The sequence below is a fragment of the Streptomyces changanensis genome (assembly GCF_024600715.1).
In the GTDB taxonomy this organism is placed as follows: Bacteria; Actinomycetota; Actinomycetes; order Streptomycetales; family Streptomycetaceae; genus Streptomyces; species Streptomyces changanensis.
Map to the genome: position 1 here is coordinate 6,099,594 of NZ_CP102332.1, position 15,465 is coordinate 6,115,058.

The 15,465-nt window shown below is 75.3% G+C and carries 15 protein-coding genes and 2 pseudogenes; 7 read left to right on the top strand and 10 right to left on the bottom strand.

What is annotated here, in order from left to right; translation table 11 throughout:
* Nucleotides 1-149: 149 nt before the first annotated feature.
* From NRO40_RS26670 to NRO40_RS26680, 4 genes and pseudogenes are all read right to left on the bottom strand, one after another.
* Nucleotides 150-1,184 (bottom strand): 2-dehydropantoate 2-reductase, encoded by a 1,035-nt coding sequence (locus NRO40_RS26670; protein ID WP_232790994.1) that lies wholly within the window; start codon nucleotides 1,182-1,184, stop codon nucleotides 150-152.
* A gap of 165 nt (nucleotides 1,185-1,349) precedes the next feature.
* A complete protein-coding gene (locus NRO40_RS30870) occupies nucleotides 1,350-1,784 on the bottom strand; it encodes a hypothetical protein (RefSeq protein WP_408057063.1) in 435 nt (144 codons plus the stop codon).
* Nucleotides 1,785-2,187: 403 nt separating this feature from the next.
* Nucleotides 2,188-2,346: pseudogene (locus tag NRO40_RS30875) on the bottom strand (hopanoid C-3 methylase HpnR); the annotation flags it as partial.
* A 229-nt stretch (nucleotides 2,347-2,575) separates the two neighbouring features.
* On the bottom strand, nucleotides 2,576-2,896 hold the full coding sequence (locus tag NRO40_RS26680; RefSeq protein ID WP_107115039.1) for a CU044_2847 family protein: 321 nt from the start codon (nucleotides 2,894-2,896) through the stop codon (nucleotides 2,576-2,578).
* Between the two features lie 98 nt (nucleotides 2,897-2,994).
* On the opposite strand from NRO40_RS26680, the pseudogene NRO40_RS26685 reads away from it, so the two are divergent.
* Nucleotides 2,995-3,144 (top strand): annotated as a pseudogene (locus NRO40_RS26685) (CAP domain-containing protein); the annotation flags it as partial.
* A 146-nt stretch (nucleotides 3,145-3,290) separates the two neighbouring features.
* On the opposite strand, the gene NRO40_RS26690 reads toward NRO40_RS26685, so the two are convergent.
* Nucleotides 3,291-4,943, bottom strand: coding sequence for a sigma-70 family RNA polymerase sigma factor (locus NRO40_RS26690; RefSeq protein WP_058941199.1), 1,653 nt, complete (start codon nucleotides 4,941-4,943; stop codon nucleotides 3,291-3,293).
* A 225-nt stretch (nucleotides 4,944-5,168) separates the two neighbouring features.
* Here NRO40_RS26690 and NRO40_RS26695 point away from each other — a divergent pair, with 225 nt between their 5' ends.
* The gene (locus tag NRO40_RS26695; RefSeq protein ID WP_058941198.1) at nucleotides 5,169-5,840 is read left to right on the top strand and encodes an SGNH/GDSL hydrolase family protein; all 672 of its coding nucleotides are present in this window, start codon (nucleotides 5,169-5,171) and stop codon (nucleotides 5,838-5,840) included.
* Here NRO40_RS26695 and NRO40_RS26700 read toward each other — a convergent pair.
* Nucleotides 5,806-6,570 (bottom strand): peptidoglycan recognition protein family protein, encoded by a 765-nt coding sequence (locus tag NRO40_RS26700; RefSeq protein WP_058941197.1) that lies wholly within the window; start codon nucleotides 6,568-6,570, stop codon nucleotides 5,806-5,808. The two genes, NRO40_RS26695 and NRO40_RS26700, sit on opposite strands and share 35 nt — an antisense overlap.
* Nucleotides 6,571-6,790: 220 nt before the next feature.
* On the opposite strand from NRO40_RS26700, the gene NRO40_RS26705 reads away from it, so the two are divergent.
* Nucleotides 6,791-8,242 (top strand): WGR domain-containing protein, encoded by a 1,452-nt coding sequence (locus NRO40_RS26705; protein ID WP_058941196.1) that lies wholly within the window; start codon nucleotides 6,791-6,793, stop codon nucleotides 8,240-8,242.
* Nucleotides 8,239-8,733, top strand: coding sequence for a hypothetical protein (locus NRO40_RS26710; RefSeq protein WP_058941195.1), 495 nt, complete (start codon nucleotides 8,239-8,241; stop codon nucleotides 8,731-8,733). Before NRO40_RS26705 ends, NRO40_RS26710 begins: the two co-directional genes overlap by 4 nt.
* 309 nt (nucleotides 8,734-9,042) lie before the next feature.
* On the opposite strand, the gene NRO40_RS26715 is transcribed toward NRO40_RS26710, so the two are convergent.
* The gene (locus NRO40_RS26715; RefSeq protein WP_058941194.1) at nucleotides 9,043-9,465 is read right to left on the bottom strand and encodes a DUF350 domain-containing protein; all 423 of its coding nucleotides are present in this window, start codon (nucleotides 9,463-9,465) and stop codon (nucleotides 9,043-9,045) included.
* A 263-nt stretch (nucleotides 9,466-9,728) separates the two neighbouring features.
* On the opposite strand from NRO40_RS26715, the gene NRO40_RS26720 reads away from it, so the two are divergent.
* Both NRO40_RS26720 and NRO40_RS26725 read left to right on the top strand, forming a co-directional pair.
* Nucleotides 9,729-10,394, top strand: coding sequence for an NADPH-dependent FMN reductase (locus NRO40_RS26720; RefSeq protein WP_058941193.1), 666 nt, complete (start codon nucleotides 9,729-9,731; stop codon nucleotides 10,392-10,394).
* Nucleotides 10,395-10,503: 109 nt separating this feature from the next.
* The gene (locus tag NRO40_RS26725) at nucleotides 10,504-12,309 is read left to right on the top strand and encodes a thiamine pyrophosphate-requiring protein (protein WP_058941192.1); all 1,806 of its coding nucleotides are present in this window, start codon (nucleotides 10,504-10,506) and stop codon (nucleotides 12,307-12,309) included.
* 114 nt (nucleotides 12,310-12,423) lie between these two features.
* Here NRO40_RS26725 and NRO40_RS26730 read toward each other — a convergent pair whose 3' ends face one another.
* A complete protein-coding gene (locus NRO40_RS26730) occupies nucleotides 12,424-12,720 on the bottom strand; it encodes a hypothetical protein (RefSeq protein ID WP_058941191.1) in 297 nt (98 codons plus the stop codon).
* A gap of 263 nt (nucleotides 12,721-12,983) precedes the next feature.
* Between NRO40_RS26730 and NRO40_RS26735 the strand changes: the two genes are divergently transcribed.
* The gene (locus tag NRO40_RS26735; protein WP_058941190.1) at nucleotides 12,984-13,502 is read left to right on the top strand and encodes an HAD domain-containing protein; all 519 of its coding nucleotides are present in this window, start codon (nucleotides 12,984-12,986) and stop codon (nucleotides 13,500-13,502) included.
* A gap of 4 nt (nucleotides 13,503-13,506) precedes the next feature.
* On the opposite strand, the gene NRO40_RS26740 is transcribed toward NRO40_RS26735, so the two are convergent.
* Both NRO40_RS26740 and NRO40_RS26745 read right to left on the bottom strand, forming a co-directional pair.
* Complete coding sequence (locus NRO40_RS26740) at nucleotides 13,507-13,947, bottom strand: thioesterase family protein (RefSeq protein WP_058941189.1); 441 nt, start codon at nucleotides 13,945-13,947, stop codon at nucleotides 13,507-13,509.
* A 145-nt stretch (nucleotides 13,948-14,092) separates the two neighbouring features.
* A complete protein-coding gene (locus tag NRO40_RS26745) occupies nucleotides 14,093-15,418 on the bottom strand; it encodes an MFS transporter (protein ID WP_058941188.1) in 1,326 nt (441 codons plus the stop codon).
* Between the last annotated feature and the right edge of the window lie 47 nt (nucleotides 15,419-15,465).

The window sequence follows — 15,465 nt, forward strand, 5'->3', positions numbered from 1 at the left end:
CCGAGCCGCCGCCCGCCGAGCCACGCTCGTGCGTACGCGCCCGCGGCCCGCCCGCGACCGCCCGCACCGTCCGCAGGTCCGCCCCGCGACCGCCCGCCCAGCCCGTCGGTCCGCCCGTCGGCGCGGCAGGCACCGCGATCCCGCGTCGGCTAACCCCGCCGCGCCGCAGCCGCCACCTCGGCGTACAGCTCCGCCCCCGTCCAGCGGCGGGGCCGGCCGGCGACGGCCTCCGCCTCCGCCTCGCGCACCAGTTCGGCGAGGCGGGCGTTCACCGGCGCGCCGAGCCCGTGGCGGGCCGCGAGGGCGACGACCTCGCCCTGCAACGAGTCGATCTCCGTGGGCCGGCCGCGCTCCAGGTCCTCCCACATCGACGACCTGGCCTGGGCGTCCACCCGCAGCGACGCCGCGGCGACCCTGCGGAACACCGTGTCCGGCCACCGCAGGAGACGGGGCGTCACCGACGCCGGCACGGGACCCAGCCGCGCCGGCACCACCCCCTCCGCCCGGAACACCGCGAGCGCCTCCTCCTGGCACAGGGCGAGACACCGGCGGTACGCGCGCGAGCCCAACTGCTCGCGCAGGGGCAGACCGGAGAGGGCGTTCACGGCGTTGTTCAGGTTCATGAGCAGCTTGGCGTGCTGGACCCGCGGCATGTCGCCGCGCGGCTCGACCGCGAGACCCGCCCGCCGCAGCGCCGCCACCAGCGGACGCGCGGCCGTGACATCGTCCACCATCAGCGCGCCGGCCGTGCCCTGGTGGAAGGAGGCGGGGCCGGTGCGCACCACGTTGTACGGCACCATCCCGGCCAGTACGGCGGTCCCCGCCGGCAGGGCGGCCCGCAGCTCCGCGGGGTTGCGCAGCCCGTTCTGGAAGCTCACCACCACCGTGTCCGCGCCCAGGTGGGGGCCGATCGCCCGGGCGGCCTCGCGCGTCGCGCCCGACTTGACCGTGACCAGGACGTAGTCGGCGCCGGCCACGGCCGCCGGGTCGGCGGAGGTGCGCAGGCGCGCCGGCGCGACCCGCGCCTCCGGACGGCCGCCGCCCGTCAGGAGGAGCCCCCGCTCCCGTACGGCGTCCATCGCGGACGGCCGTCCCACGAGCGTCACGCCGCAGTCGGCGGCGAGCGCCCCGCCCAGGTGGCAGCCGATGCTGCCCGCGCCGAACACGGCGATCTCCAGTGCCATGCGGACAGTGTGGACGCCGCTCCCGCGCGCGTCGAGGTGGTGCGGCGGTCACCCGCACCGGGCCGGACCTTGTGCCGCTCACCCCGGATCGGCCCGCCGGACCGTGGCGCACACCGCCCACCTCCGGAGCGGTCGTGCCGGGCCCGGAGCGGTCGCCGGGCCGGGTCAGGCCCCGTCCACCTCCGGAGCGGGCCGGCGCGGTGGGCCGGCGTCGCGGTGCGCGTGTGGATGAGGAGCTCCTGCCGTCCGGGGCGGCGTCGCCCGGTGCTCGGGGAGCGGCAGCTCGTACCGCACCGGCCTGCGGTGGCCGGCCATCCGCCGGTCCACGTTGTACACCCGGCCGAACTTCCCCGGCATCCGGGCGAAGTCGGTCTGACCGCGCAGCGGGTTCCGGCCGAGCACGCCCATGGCGCCGAAGGCGTGGCGCAGCCCCAGGTGCTTGCGGTCGAGGACGGCCTGGGTGCGCACCAGCTCCCGGTAGAACTCCTCCAGCGGCAGCTTCGTCGGCACCACCGCGTGCTGGATGTCGAAGAGCCGGTGGTCGCGGGTCGTCAGCTGGCGGGCCTCGGTGGTGTTCCGGGCGGATGAACGCCACGTCATCGACGATGAACACGTCGGGCTCGCGGACCGGCGCCATCTCCGCGGCGGCCGCCTCCGGTGACGCCTCGCGGTAGCTGCGCCCGTAGAACGTCCACGCCGAGCAGAACGAGCAGTCCCAGGGGCAGCCGCGGGTGAACTCGATGGAGGCGCACGGGTCCAGCTCGCCGACGAAGTACCGGTTCCGCCCGCGCGTCAGGTCACGTGCCGGACGAGGGTCGTCCAGGCTCTCCGGCCGCCGCGGCGCGGGGCCGCGCGCCTCCGCCGACACGACCCCCGACACGACCCCCGACACGACCCCCGGCACGCCGCCCGGACCGCCGTCCCGGGCCGCCTCCAGCAGCGGCGGCACCGCGGGCTCCCCCTCACCGCGCACGATCGCGTCCACGGCGCCCTCGGCCTGCCGCAGCACGTGTTCGGCGATGAACGAGACGCTGTGGCCGCCGAAGAACACGAAACACCCGGGGGACGCCTCCTTCGCGCGCCGGGCGATGTCGATCGCCTCCGGGATGTCGGCCAGGTAGTCGAGGGAGATCCCCAGCGCCTCCGGCGCGAACGAGCGCAGCTCCGCGTCGAGTACGGAGGGGGCAGGACCTGGAGGTCCACCACGCGGACGTCGTGACCGGCGTCCCGGACCGCCGCGGCCATCCGTTCCAGCCCCAGGGGTTCGAGTCGCAGGAAGATCTCCGAGTACATCAGGGCGCTGGGGTGGACCAGGAGCACGCGCATGTGCGTCTCCCGCCCGACGGCGACGAAGCGTTTCCTTCTGACGCTCCCGTGCTGTCGGCGCACGGTCAGCCGCGCCGCCAGACCAGGCGCACGGCGAAGTTCACCCCCGCGGTGCCCTTCGCGACGACCACCCCGGTCTCGCCGCCCACCTTCAGGCCGAACTCCACCTCCGCCTCGTCGGGACCCATGTCGCGGAGCGTCCGCGAGAGGCTCGACAGCGTGGGCCCGAGCTGCTCCAGGGCCTCCTGGAACGACACCCGGGCCCGGGCGGTCAGCCCCTCGCCGGGGACGCCCTCGGTGTCCACCGGCACCAGACCGGCCTCGGTCTCGAAGACGGCGGCACCGCCACTGCCGTCGCCCACGTCGATCGTGATCAGCTGCGCCACGGGGTCCAGCCTCACCCGGGGGTCCGCGCCCCGCACGCCGGAGCCACCCGTAGGGGCCACCACGGCATCCCGCTTGGCCGTTTTCCACCGCACCCGCGCGCAGGGGCGACACCGCCGTGCGGGGCTGGATGAGGAGCCCTACGCACCGCGACAACATCCTGAACTGCGCGTTCCGGGACATCGGAGTCGGCGTGAACCTCGGCTCCGACGGCCCCTGGTGGGTACAGGACTTCGCCGTCGCCAAGTAGGACGGCGAGGCCGGAAGGGGCGGAAAGGGATATTGGCGGCGGAAGGGCCGGTGAGACGGAAGGGCCGGTGGGACGGAGGGGGACGGCCGTACGGGGAGCCGGACACCCCCCTTCGGCGCCGGGGGGGATGCGACGGAACCGGCGGGTCAGGCCGGGTCCGCCAGGGTCTGCACCCAGACGGTGCCCTGCGGGCCGGGCACGGCGGCCACCCCGGTGTCCCGGTACCGGCAGCCGAGCATGTTCTCCTCGTGCATCGCGCCGTCCATCCAGTCGTCCACCACCACCGCCGGATCGCGGGGGCCCCGGTGCAGGTTCTCGGCCCACGCGCCGGCGTCGTACCCCTCGCCCGCGATCCGCGTGTCCGCGTTACGGCCCTCGGGGTCCGCGTGCGCGAAGTAGCCCCGGTCGACCATGTCGCGCGCGTGGGCCCGTGCGGCGGCCGTCAGCCGGGGGTCCAGCCGCAGCGGCGCGCACCCGACCTCGGCGCGGCGGGCGTTGACCAGGTCCGTCAGCCGCTGCGCCGTGCTCGGTCCGGCGGATCGTGTGCGGCTCGCCGACGGAGTGGGGGAGGGGGCGCTCGGGCTGGGCGACGCGGTCGGTGAGGGGCTGGGCGGCGGCGCGGGGGAGGACGCGGGCGTCCGCGGCGCGGCCGGCCCCGTCGTGAGGGGAGCGGTCGTCGGCGGGGCCGGTGCGGGGGGCCCGCTCGTCGCCGGCCAGAGCGCGGCCAGCAGCGCCCCGCCCACGGCGAGGCCGCCCACCGCGGCGGGCAGCCGCCATCGCGCCGCCCCGGCGGCAGGGCCGCCGCCCGTGACGCCCCCTGGCGGGACTCCTGCCCCGCCCGTACCGCCGCCCACGGACGAGACCCCGTCCGGCACGGGCGGTCCGTCCGGTATCGGCGCCCCGTGCGGTACCGGTACCGGTGCCGCGTCGACCGTTCCGCCCACCGTGCCTGCCGCGTCCGGAGCGGCCCACCAGGAGGCGTACGCCGCCTCACCGACACCCGCGCCCGCGCCCGCGCCCGAGACCAGTGGGTACCCCGACAGGGGGACGACCAGGGCGAGTCCCGCCAGGAGACCCTCGGCCGGGACGAGACCGGACCGGTGCCCCCCGCAGGCGCGGCAGCCCCGGGCGTGCCGGGCCACGCGCTTGCGCCACACCGGCGCCGGACGCCCGTCCCAGTCCGCCGTGAGCCGTGCCAGCGCCCGGCACCGCGGCCGCGCCGCCAGGGCGCGCACCACCACCCGGCCCGTCTCCAACTGGGTCCTCATCCGCTGCACCCGCACCGCCGCGTGCCGTGCGGGTACGCCCAGCGCCTCGGCCAGCTCCGCGCGCGTGAGCTGCCCGGCGGCCTCCTGCCACCACAGGGCCAGCAGGTCCCGGTCGCCCTCGTCGAGCCACCGGGTCGCCTCGGCGACCTCACGGCGCTGCCCCGAGAGGCCGAGCCGCAGGATCGTCAGGTCCACGAAGTCCCCCGCCGGGTCGGGCCGCTCGGCGAGGCGCTCCGCCGAGGCGACGGGCGCCTGGCGGCCCTCGCTCCAGCGGCGCCGCACCTGGTTCATCGCGATGGCGACGAGCCAGGAGCGGAACCGGGACGGCTCGCGCAGCCCGGCCAGGCCGGTCAGCGCCCGGTACATCGTGTCCTGCACCACGTCGTCGACGTCCGGGTGCCCGTCCAGGGCCCGTCCGACGACGTTGTAGACCAGCGGCAGGTAGTCCGCGACGAGGCGTTCGCGCGCGCGGCCGTCACCCGCCCGTGCCGCGCTCACCAGCTCCGGTATGTGCTCGCCGTCCGTGTGCATGCCCCGCCTCGCCCGTCGTGTTCCCGTCGTCCTGTCGTCAGGGGACCCGTCAGCGGGCGCGCGACAACAGAAAACAGCCGGACACTACGCACCCGGCGCGCCGGCGCGAAACTTTCGGAAGGGCGCGCCCCTGGCACCGGGTCTTGCCCACCGCTCCGAGCGGAAATAGGTTCCGAGTGAAACCATCCAGGTCAGGCCCCCAGGCCCCCGGCTTCCGGAGTCCGCATGCCCCTGCACGTCCCCGCCGGCTCGCACATCCTCTTCCAGGGCGACTCCGTCACGGACGGCGGCCGCGACCGGAGCGCGGACGCGGACGTCAACGCCGCCCTCGGCCACGGCTACGTCCACCTGGTCGCCGCCCGCGCCACCGCGCGGGCGCCCGGCCACCGCTGGCGGTTCACCAACCGGGGTGTGGCCGGCGACAAGGTCGCGGAGCTGGCAGCCCGCTGGCAGACCGACGCCCTCGACCCCGCGCCCGACCTCCTGTCGATCCTCGTCGGCGTCAACGACGCCTGGCGCGTCGTGGACGGCGAGTGCGGCGACATCGACGCGCAGGGCTTCCACACGGCGTACGACGCCCTCCTCACCCGGACCCGTCAGGCCCTGCCCCACGTGCGGATCGTGCTGTGCGAGCCGTTCTCGCTGCCCAGCGGCCCCGGCTCCGACTTCGACGAGGCCCTCGCCGCGCAGGTGCTGCTCCGCCAGAAGGTGGTGGCCGAGCTTGCCGCCGCGCACCGGGTGGAACCGGTGCGCCTCCAACCCGTGTTCGACGAGGCGGCACGGCGCGCCCCGGCCGCGCACTGGCTCCACGACGGGGTGCACCCCACGCCCGCCGGCCACCAACTGCTCGCCGACGCGTGGATCAGCGCCGTTGCAGCCGGGCCGCCCGCGCGCTGATGTCGGGGAGCCGCGCGTACAGGGCCGCTCCCGGGCAGCCCGTCGGATAGCCGTCCGTGTGGCCCCCGACGACCGGCAGCGCGGCCTTGGTGCCCTCCGGGAAGCGGGACTCGTCGCTGGTGGAGACCAGGCTGACCGTGCCGCGTGGATCGGGGCCCGCGGGGTCGAGCTTCCAGGCGACCAGCCGGGCGATGGCGTCGAGCATCGGCTCGGGCACCGGGGTGCCCTCCGGGAACGTCCCGATGGCGGCGATGCCCACCGTGCCCTCGTTGAAGCCCTTGGTGTGGGCGCCGATGACCGCCCGGTCCACCCCGCCCGCCCGACCCTCGTAGATGGTGCCGCAGGCGTCGACGAGGAAGTTGTACCCGATGTCGTCCCAGTGCCTGCCGTGGGCGTGGCCCGCGTACAGGCCGCGCAGCGTCCCCGGCACGCTCGCGCAGTCGTAGTCGTTCGGCGTGCTCGTGTGGTGGATGACGGCGGCCCGCACCGCCGGCGCGTACCGGGCGGCGGGCGCCGTCGACACGCTCTCCGCGTGCCAGGCCGTGCGCGGCACGATCGCCGGGCGCGACGGCCGGTGGTGGGCGCCGCGCGGCGCTCCGGTGCCGGCGGGGCGCGCGGTGGTCTGCGGCGACCCCGCCGTCCGGCCGATGACGACGCTCCCCGTGGCCAGCACCGCGAGGACGGTCAGCGACGCCGTGACCCGGGCCCGGCGCGTACGCGGCAGACGCATGTTCCACGCCTCCTCCGCCCGGCCGCTCCCGCCGTGGTCTCGTCCCCGTCGACGGACGCACCGGCGACGACACCATCGTCGCCGTCGGCGGGCCCGGGCGCCCGCCGGAGTGCTCCGTCCGGGAGCCGGGGCCGGGCGACTGTCAGTGGCGCGGCCTACCGTTTCGAGCAGTGGGACCCCGCGGGAAGGCCGGGGGGACCGTCCTGGGGAGGGGTCTGCCATGTCCGCTGTGTCCACGGCGTCGACGACGTACCTGGAGCTGTCGCAGGACGGCGGTGGCGCGCACAAGTTCTACGAGGTCACCGTCGACGGGCTCGTGGTGACGGTGCGGTACGGGAGGATCGGCGCGGCCGGTCAGGTGCAGACGTCGACGTTCGCCACAGTGGAGAAGGCCAGGGCCGCCGCCGCGAAGAAGGTCGGTGAGAAGGTCCGCAAGGGGTACGAGCCGGCCGTGCGGGGCGGGCGCGCCCCCCGTTCCGTGACCCGCCGTCAGGTCGCCTCGACCCCGTCCACCGCGCGGGCGGTCGCACCGGTGCTGTGGCGGTTCCGCACGGGCTCGGCCGCGTTCGGCATCCACGTCGACGACGACCGCTGCTGGGTGGGCAACCAGGCCGGGGACGTCTACACCCTCGACCACGACGGTGGCGTCCTCGCCCGCTTCAGCCTCCCCGACGGCGTGAAGTGCCTGGTGGCGGACGACTTCTGGATCTACGCCGGCTGCGACGACGGCCGTGTGTACGACCTGTCGTCGAAGCTGCCGTTCGCGGCGTACGACATCGCGGCCGACGTCGACATCTTCTGGCTGGACATCCACGAGGGCGTCCTCAACGTCTCGGACCGGGGCGGTCGCCTCACCGTCATCGACCACGAGGACGAGCACCAGTGGGCCCGCGCCGGGCGGGGTGAGCACGCCTGGATGGTCCGCGCCGACGACCGCGCCGTCTACCACGGCCACCACCGCGGCGTCACCGCCTACGCCCCCGACGGCGGCGGCGAGCTGTGGCACACGCCGACCCGCGGCGGGGTCCTCTTCGGCTGGCAGGAGGACACCGAGGTGTACGCGGGGACGGCGCACCGCGTGGTCCAGCGCCTGGCGAAGGACGACGGGCGGATCGAGGCGACCTACGCCTGCGACAGCGCGGTGTACTCGTGCGCGACGTCGCCCGGCGGGCGCTTCGTCTTCGCCGGCGACGGCTCGTCGTCCGTGTACTGCTTCGACCGGCACGGCACGCGCCTGTGGAAGCTGGGCACCGGCGGCGGCTCCGCCCTGTCGATGCAGTACCGCGACGAGCGGCTGTACCTGGTGACGACGGACGGCGCACTGGTGTGCGTGGACGCGAGCGAGGCCGCCATCGCGGCGGCGCAGCAGGGCACGGTCCCGGTCGCGAGGGACGTCAAGCTCGCCGCGACCCTGCCGACGTACGCCCCGGCGACCGCCGCGACCTCGGTGGCGTCGGTGGCGCAGGCTCCCGCCGGCGCGGTCGTCGTGGAGTGCGTCCAGAACGGCGGGCGGGTCCGCGTGCACGTGGTGTCGGAGGGGTACGAGCCGTCGTGGAACGTCCAGTTCCCGCGCGCCATACGCGAGCCCGGCGCGCGGTACGTGGTGGACGCGCTGCACGCGGCGTCCGGCGGCTTCTACCGGGTGCGCGGCGACATCAGGAGGCTGAGGTGACCGACGCGGGCGGCACGGGGTTCGAGGCCGCCACGGGGGACGGGCCGCCGCTGCCCGACCCGGCACGGGACCCGGACGCGGCCCGCCGGCGCGCCACCGAGGTACGCGTGGCGTTCGAGGGGCTGCTCCAGATACGGCGCCTGACGCACACGGGGGGCGGCGACCCGCAGGCGGTGCCGGCCGCCTGGGAGCGCAGCCGGCCGGTGCGGGCGGTCGCCCTGGCCCTGGAGGCCGCCGGCACCGCACCCTCGGGGCTCGACGCCGATGGGGCGCGCGCCGCGACCGGCTACCGGGTCGTGCCGGGGGAGCGGCCCGGTCAGGTGCGGGTCGAGTGGGTGGGCCCGCCGGGCGGTGGCGCCGCGCAGGAGGAGGAGGCCGCGCTGACCGCGTGCGCGCGGACGCTGGAGCGGCTGGGCTGGGAGGCCCTGCTCTACCGGGGGCCGCGCAGGCGCCGCTACCTGGAAGTGGAGCCCGCCGCCCCGGGCACGTGACGCCGCGTCGCCGCCCCCGGCACTGACGCCGCGTCGGCGCGACCGACGGCCGCGTCACGTCCCCCGGCCGGCCTCGTCCGCCCCGCTGCCGCCGCCACTCGCCACGACGGCGGCAGCGGGGCGGGCGGCGGCAGCGGGGCGGCGGGCGGGCGGACGAGAGAGTGGTGCCGGCGGCGCCGGGCCTGCCGGCGGGGTGTGCCGGCCGGGCCGCGCCGGGCGGGCATGCGACCGGCGACCGGCGACGGGACGGCGGACCGCCCGGACGCCGCCGCGGACGGTACGCCGGACGGCGGCCGGGCCGCCCGCGGGTCAGGCGATGGACGCCGAGACGATGGCGGACACCGCGATGTTGCAGGACGCCGTCACCCACACCGCCGGGTGCGGCTCCGGCTCGACCAGGAGCGCGCCCAGGCGGCCCGGCGTGATGACGTCCACGACCACGAACGCCAGCGCCATCATCACCAGACCCAGGAGGCCGAAGACGGCCGTCGACACCAACCCCTTGCCGAAGTCGTCGTACGTCGTCCAGATGGAGGTGAAGACGATGCCGCCGACACCGAGCAGCGCCGAACTCAGGAGCAGGGCGCCGTTGCGGTTGCGCTGCTCCCAGACGAGCCGGCGGAGGTTGCCGGGCGTCAGGACGTCGACCAGGACTATGCCGAGGATCAGCAGGACCAGGCCGAGACCGCCGTAGGCGGAGGCCCGGCCGAGTCCGTTGACGATGTCGATCATGATGAGCCGGCTCCCCGTGGCAGAAGTGATCGTGGGTGATCGTGGTCAAGGCGACGCAAAATGTAGCGCACGTCCGCCGGGGGCCGATCGGTCCGGGGGGACGGGACCCGGTGGCCCGTATGGCCGCGCCGCCCGGCGCACCGCGCCCGGTACCGCGCACAGTGGTACGGCGGGGCGCGGCACCACCGCGGCCGCGCCCCGCGCCAGCCCGGCCGCCCCCTCGGCCGACGCTCCGCCCGGTGTACCGCCCGAAAGGCAGGTTCATGAGCACCCCCACCCGCCGCCCACTGTCCTTCCTCGTCCTGACCGGCTCCCGCCGTACCGACTCGTTCAACACCAGGCTCGCCGAGCTGGCCGCCGCCACCGTCCGGGCCAACGGGGCCGCGGCCGCCTTCGCCTCCGTCAAGGAGTTCGAGGTGCCCGACTACGACGCCGACGTCGAGGCCGCCCACGGCATCCCGGCCGGCGCCGAGCGCTTCCGCGAGCGGCTGCTGGAGGTGGACGCGCTGATCATCGCGTCGCCCGAGTACAACGCCTCGGTACCCGGCGTCCTGAAGAACCTCATCGACTGGACCTCGCGGTTCCGCCCGCAGCCGTTCAACGAACTGCAGGGGCTGCTGCTGTCCGCGTCCCCGTCGATGGCCGGCGGGAACCGCGGACTGTGGGCCCTGCGCGTTCCCCTGGAACACCTCGGAGCCCGTGTCTACCCGGACATGTTCTCCCTCGCGGCCGCCCACACCCAGCTCGACGGCGGCGGGCGCATCGTGGACGAGACCCTCCGGGAGAGGTTCGAGGCGAACATCGTCAACTTCATGAACCTGGTGGAGGCGGCCACCCACTACCCCTGCGTCAAGAAGGCCTGGGTGGAGTACCTCGGCGAACGCCCGGACCCGGCCCTCGACCGCACCCAGACCCAGACCCAGCACTAGGAGTACGCAGAGGTGGCGTCGCGGGCGGCGGGCACGGGGCGGGCTGGTTTGCCCCGTGCCGTGGCGGTGACCCGGACGGGACGACTGACCGCGTGCGGGAGGAGAAGCGATGACCTCGGTGGCCGACTTCGTACTGGAACGCGTCCGCGGGTGGGGTGTCGAGCGCGTGTACGGGTATCCGGGCGACGGCATCAGCGGACTCCTCGGCGCCTTCGACCGCGCGGAGGCCGGCCCCGAGTTCATCCAGGCGCGGCACGAGGAGGCCGCGGCGTTCATGGCGTGCGGTCACGCCAAGTTCACCTCGGAGGTGGGCTGCTGCATCGCCACGTCCGGACCGGGGGCGATCCACCTCCTCAACGGCCTGTACGACGCCAAGCTGGACCACCAGCCGGTCGTCGCGATCGTCGGCCAGCAGAAGCGGATGAGCCTCGGCTCCTCGTACCAGCAGGAGATCGCCCTGGAGCGGCTCTTCGCGGACGTCTCGGAGTACTGCCAGATGATCGTCCACCCGGGGCAGGCGCGGCACGTCGTGGACCGGGCCTTCAAGACGGCCCTGACGACCCGCTCGGTGGCCACGATCATCATCCCCGGTGACGTGCAGGAGGAGGACGCGCAGCCCTCCCCGCCGAAGGAGCACGGTTCCGTCTTCTCCAGCATCGGCTGGAGCCGGCCGCGCGTGCTGCCCGACGAGGAGGAGCTGCGCAGGGCCGCCGACGTCCTCAACGAGGGCTCCAAGGTCGCCATGGTCATCGGTCAGGGCGCCGCCGGTGCGGAGGCCGAGGTCATGGAGACCGCCGAACTTCTCGGCGCCGGCGTCGCCAAGGCCCTGCTGGGACGTGAGGTGCTCCCCGACGACCTGCCCTACGTCACCGGCCCGATCGGCCTGCTCGGCAGCACGGCCAGCGACGACATGATTCGTGGCTGCGACACGCTGCTGATGGTGGGCACGTCCTTCCCGTACGCCGAGTGGCTCCCGGACGAGGGGCAGGCGCGCGGCGTGGAGATCGACATCGACGGCCGGATGATCGGCATGCGCTACCCCATGGAGGCCCACCTCGTCGGTGACGCGACGGAGACGCTGAGGGCGCTGATCCCGCTGCTCCGCCGCAAGGAGGACCGCGGGTGGCGCGAGAAGGTCGAGGAGGGCGTCGAGGAGTGGCGTCGCGTCTGCGACCGGCGCGCCGCGCAGTCCTTCGACGGCAGGATCAACCCCCAGGCCGTCATCGCGGAGCTCTCCGCGCGCCTGCCCGACGGCTGCCTCCTGACCGCGGACTCCGGTTCCGCCACCAACTGGTGGGCGCGCCACCTCGACCTCCGCCAGGGCATGCACGCCTCGTTGTCCGGCACCCTCGCGACGATGGGCCCCGCGACGCCGTACGCCATCGCCGCGCGCTTCGCCCACCCCGACCGGCCCGTGATCGCGATCATCGGGGACGGCGCGTTCCAGATGAACGGCATGAACGAGATGATCACCGTGAAGCGGTACGCGGACCGGCTCGCGGGCGGACCGCCTCTGATCTTCTGCGTCTTCAACAACCAGGACCTCAACCAGGTCACGTGGGAGCAGCGCGCACTGACCGGCGATCCGAAGTTCCCCGGATCCCAGGACCTCCCCGACGTGCCGTACGCCCGCTACGCCGAACTGCTCGGCCTCAAGGGCGTCTACTGCGACGATCCCGAGGAGGTCGGGAACGCCTGGGACGCGGCGCTGCGCAGTGACCGCCCCGTCGTCCTGGAGTTCCGGGTCGACGCCGACATCGCGCCGATCCCGCCGCACGTCCCGTTCGAGCAGGGGAAGAAGACGGCGAAGGCCACCCTGCGGGACCCCGACGGCGCGGCCCTCGTCACCCGCGGCGTCCGCCAGAAGCTCGCCTCGATCACCGGACGCTTCGGCGGCCGGGGCGGCTCCGCCTGACGCGGCGCCGGAACACGCCCCGCGGGGCGGGCCCGCGCCCCGCGCGCGGTCCGCAGGGCGTCGCCGGCCCGATGGCGGGGAGGGGCGTCGACGCGCCGGCGGGGAGGGGCCGCGTCAACGCGCCGGACGCGGCTCGGGCTCCCGCTCCGCATCCGGAATCGCGACCGGGGCCGCGGCCGGCTCCGGCTCCCGGCCCCCGTCCGGCTCCCGGTCTCCGTCCCGGTCCGGGGCGCGGTCCCGATCGCGGTCGCGGAGACGGGCTTCGAGGCCGTCGAGGATGGCCTCCACACCGAACGCGAACTTCTCCCGCGACAGTTCCACCGGGTCGGCCCCCTGGTGCGCCTCCAGGCGGGTGCGCAGCCGCGGGTACTGCGAGGCGATCCCGGTCGCCCACTCCGTGACGCTCTGCACGGGCCCGCTCTCCCCCTTGCCCCGGGGTGCCCGCGCCGTGGTCGCGGCCGGGTCGGCCGGGGCGGCCGCCCGGGAAGCCGTCTCCCTCTGCCCCGCCGGAGCGCTCACCTTCGCCCCGGACCCGCCCGACGCCCCGCCGGTGGGGAGGACGTGACGCCGCGGGCGGTCCGTGCCGCGGGCGGTCCGCGATCCCGGCGGCGCGGGCGCGGACGGGGGAGCGGGCGCCGGCCGAGCCCCTCCACGCCGGTCGATAAGGTGCCGCTGTGACCGGCTCGCCGCAGCGTCCGCTGCTCTTCCTCGACGTCGACGGACCTCTCATCCCCTTCGGGGCGGAGCCCCACGAGTACCCCACCCATCCGACGGGGCACGTGCCGGGCTGCGGGGCGCATCCTCTGCTGTCCCGGATCGACCCGGCGCACGGGTCCCGGCTGGCGGCGCTGTCCTGTGACGTGGTCTGGGCGACGACCTGGGCGGACGACGCGAACGAGTGCGTCGCCCCGCTCATCGGCCTGGCGCAACTGCCGGTGGTGCACTGGCCCGAACCGTCGGACGCCGATGACCGGGACGCGCGGGACGGGTTGCACTGGAAGGTCCGCGGCCTCGTCTCCTGGGCGGCGGGCCGTCCGTTCGCCTGGGTCGACGACGAGATCACCGGGGTCGACCGGGCCTGGGTCGCCGCCCACCACCCGGGACCCGCCCTGCTGCACCGGGTCGACCCCCGCCGTGGGCTGACGGAGGTCGACTACGCGGCTCTCGACTCCTGGCTGCGACGGCCGGCCTGAACCCTCACGCGCTCCGGTCGGTGGTCCGCAGACGGGGGGCGAGCTTCTCCGTGAACCGCGCGCGGTTGATGACCGCCCGGGTGTGGCGCCCGCTGAGGACGGTGGCGGCCGCGTCGCGTGCGACGACGTCGAAGACCAGCTTGCGGCCCTCCACCCCGGTCAGGGTCGCCGAGACGGTGACCTCCTCGCCGACCGGGGTCGGTGCGAGGTGGGCCGAGTCGTGCGCCAGCCCCACCGTCATGTCCTGGTCGGTGACGGCCGGGTCGATCACCTTCATCGAGGCGATCTCGCTCAGCCACAGGAGGACGGGCGTGGCGAGGACGGGCAGGTCGTTGCCCCAGTTGGTGGCCGCGTCCTTGTCGGTGACCCGGTGGACGACGTCGGCGCTCCTGCCGATCAGGGAGGCGAGGTCGGTGGTGTCGGTCCGGGCGGGCGTGCTGGTCATGGCTGTCCCTCGCTGTCGGAGTGCGGAGTTCGGAGTTCGGGGTCGAAGTTCGATGTGCCGAGTGGGGTGTCGGAGTGTGCGGCGCCGGGCGCGGTGCCGACGTGCCGGTACGGCGGGGGGTGCGGCACCCTGTGGTGACGGGCCGTCAGGCGGCGTGCGCCGGTGTGTCGTCGGTGGCCGGTCGGGTGTACACGGTCATGGGGATCGCCACCGCGCAGACGACGCAGCCGGCGAGCACCAGGACCGGACGGGGGCCGAAATGGCTGCCGATGACACCGGCCAGGGCGGAGCCCACCGGCAGGCAGCCGAAGGCGATCAGCCGGTACGCCGACGTGACCCGGCCCAGGAGGTGCTGCGGGACCGTGCGCTGCCGGTACGACACGGTGACGACGTTGATCAGGATGAGCAGGCCGGTGAACCCCAGCCCGACGCCGAGCACGGCCACCGTGGGGCGCAGCCCCGGCAGGAGGAAGCCGACGGCCATCCCCGCGAGCCCCAGCGCCATGCTGGGGCGCGCCCCCAGGCGGCCGATGGCGGTGGCGGACAGCAGCCCGACGACGAGGCCACTGACGCCCGCGACCATCAGCAGGGACCCGTACGACGCGCTGCTCAGCCCCAACGGGCCGGGCGGCAGGGCCAGTACGGGCAGCGCGGCGTAGACCGCGGCCCAGGCGAGGTTCAGGGCGCCCACGCCCAGGGCGTAGACGAACAGGGTGCGGTTGCCGACGAGGAAGCGCAGCCCGGTGCGGATGTCGGTGATGATGCCGGGCCGCCCGGCAGCGGAGGCGTCGCCCCGGGACCCCGGAGCGCCCGGCGTGCCCGGGGCGTCCGGGGCGGTCGGGGCGTCCGGGGCGGTCGGGGTGGTCTTCCCGGAGGCGGGCAGGGCCAGGAGCGCCAGGACGGTGGCGAGGTAGAGCAGGGCGGTGGCGCCGAAGGCCAGACCGGCGGACAGGCCGAGCAGGATGCCGCCGAGGGGCGGGCCGGCCATCTGGTTGGTGGTGATCTCGGCGGCCTGCAGCCGCGAGTTGGCGCGTTCCAGCTGGTCCGGCGCGACCAGGCCGGGGGTCGTGGTGTGGAACGCCGTGTCGAAGATCGTCTCCCCGATGCCGAGGAGGAACGCGGCCGTGGCGAGTACGGCGATGTCGGCCCGGCCGAGCGCCAGTAAGAGCGCCGTGGTGCCGAGGACGACGACGCGCCCGCTGTTCACGATCCGCATGAGCCGGCGCTCGTCGCACCGGTCGACGAGGAGGCCGGAGAAGAGCGCGAAGACCAGCCACGGGGCCCGCGACATGGCCGCGACCAGGGCCACCCCGCCCGCACCGCCGCCGAGGTGGACGGCGGTGACGGGCAGGGCGACCTGGTAGATGCCGTCGGCCAGGTTCGAGCCCGCGCACGCGTGCCAGAGCCAGACGAAGGGGCGTCCGAGGGGGGTGGGCGGCCGGGTGCCGGACGCCACGGGGGTAGCGGTCATCAGGTCCTCGTTCGGTTCGCGTACGCGGGGTGCATGGGTGAACCGCC